The sequence below is a fragment of the Stenotrophomonas sp. P5_A8 genome (genome assembly GCF_056400545.1).
Genome location: NZ_JBFULB010000224.1, coordinates 1 through 6633, shown reverse-complemented (window position 1 = coordinate 6633; position 6633 = coordinate 1). Strand labels below are relative to the sequence as shown.

The window sequence follows — 6633 nt, the reverse complement described above, 5'->3', positions numbered from 1 at the left end:
GCACCGAGACGCGCAGACGGCTCTTCTCGTAGTTGACTTCCTCGACCACGCCATTGAAGTCGTTGAACGGGCCTTCGGTGACACGGACCATCTGGCCCGGCTCGAACAGCACCTTCGGACGGGGCTTTTCCACGCCTTCCTGAACGCGGTCCAGGATGGCAGCAGCCTCTTCATCACGGATCGGCAGCGGACGATCGGCAGTACCGCCGATGAAGCCCATCACCTTGGAGGTGTCCTTCACAAGATGCCAACTTTCGTTGTCGATGCGCGGGATACCGTTTTCTTCGTGGGTCTCGATCTGGACCAGCACGTAACCCGGGAAGAACTTGCGCTCGGAACGGCGCTTCTGGCCGGCGCGCATTTCGACCACTTCCTCGGTCGGGACCAGGACATCACCGAAGCGCTCCTGCATCTCGTCACGCACGATGCGATCGCGCAGAGCCTGCGCAACCGACTTTTCGAAGCCCGAATAGGCGTGAACGACGTACCAACGCTTCACTGGTTTCTCCTTATCGACCCAGGAACCACTGGGTCGCTTTCTGAATCAGGAAATCAAATCCGCCCAGCAGGAGGCTGAGGATGATCACAACCACGATCACCACCCAGGTCATGCGGATGGCTTCCTGGCGGGTCGGCCAGACAACCTTGCGCAGTTCGAAACGCGATTCGGAAAGAAACGCACGCGTGTCGCGACCTTTGCCGGTCATCAGGAACACGCCAACGCCGGCCGCGAGGCCAACGACAACGGCCAGACCGCGAAGCGGACCGGCCCATGCACTCTGGGACGCATGCTCAGGGGTGCCGAACCAGTACCAAGCAAAGAGACCCGCCAGCACCAGAATGGTTGCGGCGGCGTACTTGACGATGTCACCTCCAGTAGAGGTGTTGTCCTTGGAATGCTCGATCTTGCTGTTMATCCGGCTCTGGCTGCTGAGGCGGCATGGCATGGCCGCTGGAAGGGAGAAGTGGCACGCCAGGAGGGACTCGAACCCCCAACCTGCGGTTTTGGAGACCGCTGCTCTGCCAATTGAGCTACTGGCGTACTGAAAAACTGCCTTCCCTTAGACGGCGAAGGCGGACCGAGGTTCCCGGCCCGCCATTCGCGAGACCGGCAGCGCTAAGCAACCGCCGGTATTACGAAATTACTTGAGGATCTTGGAGACCACGCCGGCGCCGACGGTACGACCGCCTTCACGAATCGCGAAGCGCAGGCCTTCATCCATGGCGACCGGGTTGATCAGGGTGACAACCATCTTCACGTTGTCGCCCGGCATGACCATTTCCACGCCTTCCGGCAGCTCGACCGCACCGGTGATGTCGGTGGTRCGGAAGTAGAACTGCGGACGGTAGCCCTTGAAGAACGGGGTGTGGCGGCCGCCTTCATCCTTGGACAGGACGTAGACTTCGGCGTCGAACTGGGTGTGCGGCTTGATCGAACCCGGCTTGCAGAGGACCTGRCCACGCTCGACGTCGTCACGCTTGGTGCCGCGCAGCAGCAGACCGGCGTTGTCGCCTGCCTGACCCTGGTCGAGCAGCTTGCGGAACATTTCCACGCCGGTCACGGTGGTCTTGACGGTGTCGCGGATACCGACGATTTCGATTTCTTCGCCGACCTTGATCACGCCGCGCTCGATACGACCGGTCACCACGGTGCCGCGGCCCGAGATCGAGAACACGTCTTCGACCGGCATCAGGAATGCCTTGTCGACGTCACGCTCCGGCAGCGGGATCCAGGTGTCCAGCGCCTCGACCAGCTTGATCACCGACGGCACGCCGATGTCGCTCTGGTCGCCTTCCAGCGCCAGACGGGCCGAGCCCGCGATGATCGGGGTGTCGTCGCCCGGGAAGTCGTACTTGCTCAGCAGCTCGCGGACTTCCATTTCGACCAGTTCCAGCAGCTCGGCGTCGTCCACCATGTCGGCCTTGTTCAGGAACACGACGATGTACGGCACGCCGACCTGACGCGACAGCAGGATGTGCTCGCGGGTCTGCGGCATCGGGCCGTCAGCGGCCGAGCAGACCAGGATCGCGCCGTCCATCTGGGCAGCACCGGTGATCATGTTCTTGACGTAGTCAGCATGGCCCGGGCAATCCACGTGGGCGTAATGACGCTCGGTGGATTCGTATTCGACGTGCGCGGTCGAGATCGTGATGCCACGCGCCTTTTCTTCCGGCGCGGCGTCGATCGCSGAGTAATCCTTGAAYTCGCCACCGAAGCGCTCRGCACCGATCTTGGTCAGTGCRGCGGTCAGCGTGGTCTTGCCGTGRTCGACGTGACCGATGGTGCCGACGTTGACGTGCGGCTTGGTGCGCTCGAACTTACCCTTKGCCATTGTTGTATACCTTGGATATCAGAAAAGAATGAGGTGGAGTCCCGAGCTTACGCTCAGGACTTCTTGATCACGGTTTCGGCGATGTTGTTCGGCGCCGGCTCGTAGTGGTCGAATTCCATCGTGAACGTCGCGCGACCCTGGGTCTGCGAACGCAGCGAGGTGGCGTAACCGAACATTTCACCCAGCGGGATCATCGCGTTGATGATGCTGGCCGAACCGTCACCGGTGGTGCTCGAACCCTGCAGCACGCCACGACGACGGCTGACGTCGCCCATCACGTCACCCTGGTAATCCTCCGGGGTCACGATCTCGACCTTCATGATCGGTTCCAGCAGGACCGGCTTGGCCTTCTGGAAGCCCTGCTTGAAGGCCATCGAGGAAGCCAGCTTGAACGCCATTTCCGAGGAGTCGACGTCATGGTACGAGCCGAACACCAGCTTCACCTTGACGTCCACGACCGGGAAGCCGGCCAGCGGACCGCTGGTGATGGTTTCGCGCAGGCCCTTTTCGATCGACGGAATGAATTCCTTCGGAATCACGCCACCGGTGATGTCGTTGATGAACAGGAAATCATCCTTGATGCCGGCGGCCAGCTTCKGATCTGCACGGTCTTCAGCGGTGATCGGCGACAGCTCGATCACGACGTGACCGTACTGACCCTTACCACCGGACTGCTTGGCGTGCTTGTAGTCCGACTTGACGTCGGCCATCTGAATGGTTTCGCGGTACGCAACCTGCGGCTTGCCCACGTTGGCTTCAACGTTGAACTCGCGCTTCATGCGGTCGACGATGATGTCCAGGTGCAGCTCGCCCATGCCCGAGATGATGGTCTGGCCGGATTCTTCGTCGGTCTTGACGCGGAACGACGGATCTTCCTGGGCCAGACGGCCGAGGGCCAGACCCATCTTTTCCTGGTCGGACTTGGTCTTCGGTTCGACGGCCATCGAGATGACCGGCTCCGGGAACACCATGCGCTCCAGGATGATCGGGTGGTCCTGCGAGCACAGGGTGTCACCGGTGGTGGTGTCCTTCAGGCCCACAGCAGCCGCGATGTCACCGGCCAGCACTTCCTTGATCTCTTCGCGATCGTTGGAATGCATCTGCAGGATGCGGCCGATGCGCTCCTTCTTGCCCTTGACCGAGTTCAGCAGCTGGTCGCCGGCGTTCAGGGTGCCCGAGTAGACACGGAAGAAGGTCAGCGCGCCCACGAACGGATCGGTGATGATCTTGAAGGCCAGGGCCGAGAACGGGGCCTTGTCGTCGGACTTGCGGCTCAGGGCGATGGTTTCATCGTCCACGTCGGTACCGGTCACGTCCGGCACGTCGATCGGCGACGGCAGCAGCTGCACCACGCCGTCGAGCATGGCCTGCACGCCCTTGTTCTTGAACGCCGAACCGCAGTACATCGGCACGATGTCGGTGGCCAGGGTGCGCACGCGCAGGGCCTCGACGATCTCGGCCTCGGTCAGTTCTTCGCCGCCCAGGTACTTTTCCATCAGCTCTTCGCTGGCTTCAGCCGCGGCTTCGATCATGTAGGTGCGGGCCTCTTCGGCCTCCGCCTGCATGTCGGCCGGGATTTCCAGGTACTCGAACTTCATGCCCTGCGAGGCTTCATCCCAATGGATGGCCTTCATCTTGATCAGGTCGACCACGCCCTTGAAGCCTTCTTCAGCGCCGATCGGCAGCTGCATCGGCACGGCGGTGGCGCCGAGCTTGGCCTTCAGCTGGCCCACGACCTTGGTGAAGTTGGCACCGGTGCGGTCCATCTTGTTGACGAAGGCAATGCGCGGCACCTTGTACCGGTTGGCCTGGCGCCACACGGTTTCCGACTGCGGCTGCACGCCACCGACGGCGCACAGCACGAACACCGCACCGTCGAGCACGCGCAGCGAACGCTCCACTTCGATGGTGAAGTCGACGTGTCCGGGGGTATCGATGATGTTGAAGCGGTGCTCCGGCAGGGACTTGTCCATGCCCTTCCAGAACGCGGTGGTCGCAGCGGACTGGATCGTGATGCCACGCTCCTGCTCCTGCTCCATCCAGTCCATGGTGGCAGCGCCGTCGTGCACTTCACCGATCTTGTGGCTCTTGCCGGTGTAGAACAGGATGCGCTCGGACGTGGTGGTCTTGCCAGCATCGATGTGAGCCATGATGCCGAAGTTGCGGTAACGCTCGATGGGAGTGTTGCGGGCCACGGGAGCCTCTCAATTTCTTGGAATTCGGATGGCCGAACGCCGCCTTTCGGCGGCCTTCGGATTGGCGCGGCACCCCAGGTGCCGCGAAGCGGCACTAGGAGATAGTGCCGCCGTGCCTGTTTTGCAAGGCCGTCAAACTCACCAGCGGTAGTGGGCGAATGCCTTGTTGGCTTCGGCCATGCGGTGGGTTTCTTCGCGCTTCTTGATAGCGCCACCACGGTTTTCCGAGGCGTCCAGCAGTTCGGCAGCCAGCTTCTTCGGCATGGTGTTCTCACCACGCTTGCGCGCGGAGTCGATCAGCCAACGCATGGCCAGCGCCATCTTGCGCGAGGAACGCACTTCGACGGGCACCTGGTAGGTGGCACCACCGACGCGACGGGACTTGACTTCGACCGACGGAGCCACGTTTTCCAGAGCCTTCTGAACCAGCTCGACGGAATTCGGGTTCTTTTCGCCGATCACGTCCATGGCGCCATAGACGATCTTTTCAGCGACCGACTTCTTGCCGCTCAGCATCACCATGTTGATGAAGCGTGCGATGGTTTCACTTCCGTGCTTCGGATCCGGCAGGACAGAGCGCTGCGGCGTATTACCTTTACGAGACATGTGTACTTTCCCTTAGCTCTTCGGACGCTTGGCGCCGTACTTGGAACGGCCCTGGCGACGCTTGGCAACGCCGGAGGCGTCCAGCGAGCCACGCACGGTGTGGTAACGCACACCCGGCAGATCCTTGACGCGACCGCCACGGATCAGGACCACGGAGTGCTCCTGCAGGTTGTGGCCTTCGCCGCCGATGTAGCTAATCACTTCTTCCTGGTTGGTCAGGCGAACCTTGGCAACCTTGCGAAGCGCCGAGTTCGGCTTCTTCGGAGTGGTGGTGTACACGCGCGTGCAGACGCCACGGCGCTGGGGGCACTTATCGAGAGCCGGGGAGGCACTCTTATAAGTGGTTGCCTGCCGCGGCTTGCGGACAAGCTGATTGATCGTCGCCATCAGTATGTTCTTCTGAGAGAGGCCAATGAAAAGACTGGCCATTGAATGCGGAAATGTGCGAGCAGGCGAGAAACCGGCCTGCTGAGACAGACGATTGTAGCAACCCGGCGAAAACGCAGTCAAATGCGCACGCGCCCGGCCAGCCCTGATCCCGGGCCGTTACAGGGGAGCCTTTTCCGTGCCCCCCGTTCAGGTTGTCAAGCCGGTCCTTTGCAAGACCGGCGGGCATCCTACCTCATCGGTGGCGATCCGGCCAGTGGCCGGTGCTGCCGATTCATCGGACCAGCCTGCGCCGTGTCCTGTCGGGAAGAGGCCGACCCGGAGGTCGGCACCCTGCCCTGCCGCGGGCCCGGCCGGAGCCGGGCCTGCGTATTACTCGTCGCTGCCCGGCGCCTGTTCGGCGTCGGTCGATGCCACGGCCACCGGTGCCGGCGCTGCCACTTCAGCCACTACCGGCGCGGAGCCGGACAGGGTCTGCATTTCCGAGTCGGTCAGACCCGAGGCGTTGCGACGGCGGTTGGCGTGGTACGACAGACCGGTACCGGCCGGGATCAGGCGGCCGACGATGACGTTTTCCTTCAGGCCGCGCAGGTTGTCCTTGGTGCCGCGGACGGCAGCTTCGGTCAACACGCGGGTGGTTTCCTGGAAGGAGGCCGCCGAGATGAACGATTCAGTGGCCAGCGACGCCTTGGTGATACCCAGCAGGACCGGATCGAAACGGGCGATCAGCTCGTTGCGGGCGGTCAGGCGTGCATTTTCCTCGATGACGCGCTGGCGCTCGGCCTGCTCGCCATTCAGGAACTTGCTGCTGCCCTGGTCGGTGATCTCGACCTTGCGCAGCATCTGACGGGTGATCACTTCGATGTGCTTGTCGTTGATCTTCACGCCCTGCAGGCGGTACACGTCCTGGATTTCCTTGACCAGGTAGGCCGCCAGCGGCTCGACGCCCMGCAGACGCAGGATGTCCTGCGGGCTCGGCTCGCCGTCCACGATGGTTTCGCCCTTGGTCACGTGCTCGCCTTCGAACACGATCACCTGACGGTACTTCGGGATCAGCTCTTCGTGCTCGGAACCATCGGTGTCCTTGATGATCAGGCGCTGCTTGCCCTTGG

The 6633-nt window shown here is 62.3% G+C and carries 6 protein-coding genes, 1 tRNA gene and 1 pseudogene; all 8 read right to left on the bottom strand.

From position 1 onward, the window contains the following. The coding region (gene nusG / locus AC1DQP_RS14665) for a transcription termination/antitermination protein NusG (protein ID WP_478051874.1) at positions 1–499 on the bottom strand (499 nt) is incomplete at its 3' end. A gap of 10 nt (positions 500–509) precedes the next feature. Beyond that, positions 510–917, bottom strand: a complete 408-nt coding sequence (gene secE / locus AC1DQP_RS14660) for a preprotein translocase subunit SecE (protein ID WP_256775014.1) — start codon at positions 915–917, stop codon at positions 510–512. Positions 918–966: 49 nt separating this feature from the next. Further along, positions 967–1042 (bottom strand) — tRNA-Trp (locus tag AC1DQP_RS14655). A 100-nt stretch (positions 1043–1142) separates the two neighbouring features. Further along, the gene (tuf, locus tag AC1DQP_RS14650; RefSeq protein WP_256775013.1) at positions 1143–2333 is read right to left on the bottom strand and encodes an elongation factor Tu; all 1191 of its coding nucleotides are present in this window, start codon (positions 2331–2333) and stop codon (positions 1143–1145) included. Between the two features lie 53 nt (positions 2334–2386). Continuing rightward, complete coding sequence (gene fusA, locus AC1DQP_RS14645) at positions 2387–4528, bottom strand: elongation factor G (protein ID WP_478051873.1); 2142 nt, start codon at positions 4526–4528, stop codon at positions 2387–2389. A 138-nt stretch (positions 4529–4666) separates the two neighbouring features. Then, entirely contained in the window at positions 4667–5134 is a 468-nt protein-coding gene (rpsG, locus tag AC1DQP_RS14640; protein ID WP_019186122.1) for a 30S ribosomal protein S7, read from the bottom strand. A 12-nt stretch (positions 5135–5146) separates the two neighbouring features. Beyond that, positions 5147–5521 (bottom strand): 30S ribosomal protein S12, encoded by a 375-nt coding sequence (rpsL, locus tag AC1DQP_RS14635; protein ID WP_017356008.1) that lies wholly within the window; start codon positions 5519–5521, stop codon positions 5147–5149. Positions 5522–5893: 372 nt separating this feature from the next. After that, positions 5894–6633 (bottom strand): annotated as a pseudogene (locus AC1DQP_RS14630) (DNA-directed RNA polymerase subunit beta'); the annotation flags it as partial.

Excerpts from the sequence above, each read along its gene's own strand:
- rpsG (WP_019186122.1), bottom strand. The coding sequence starts at position 5,134 with ATGTCTCGTAAAGGTAATACGCCGCAGCGCTCTGTCCTGCCGGATCCG.
- rpsL (WP_017356008.1), bottom strand. The coding sequence starts at position 5,521 with ATGGCGACGATCAATCAGCTTGTCCGCAAGCCGCGGCAGGCAACCACT.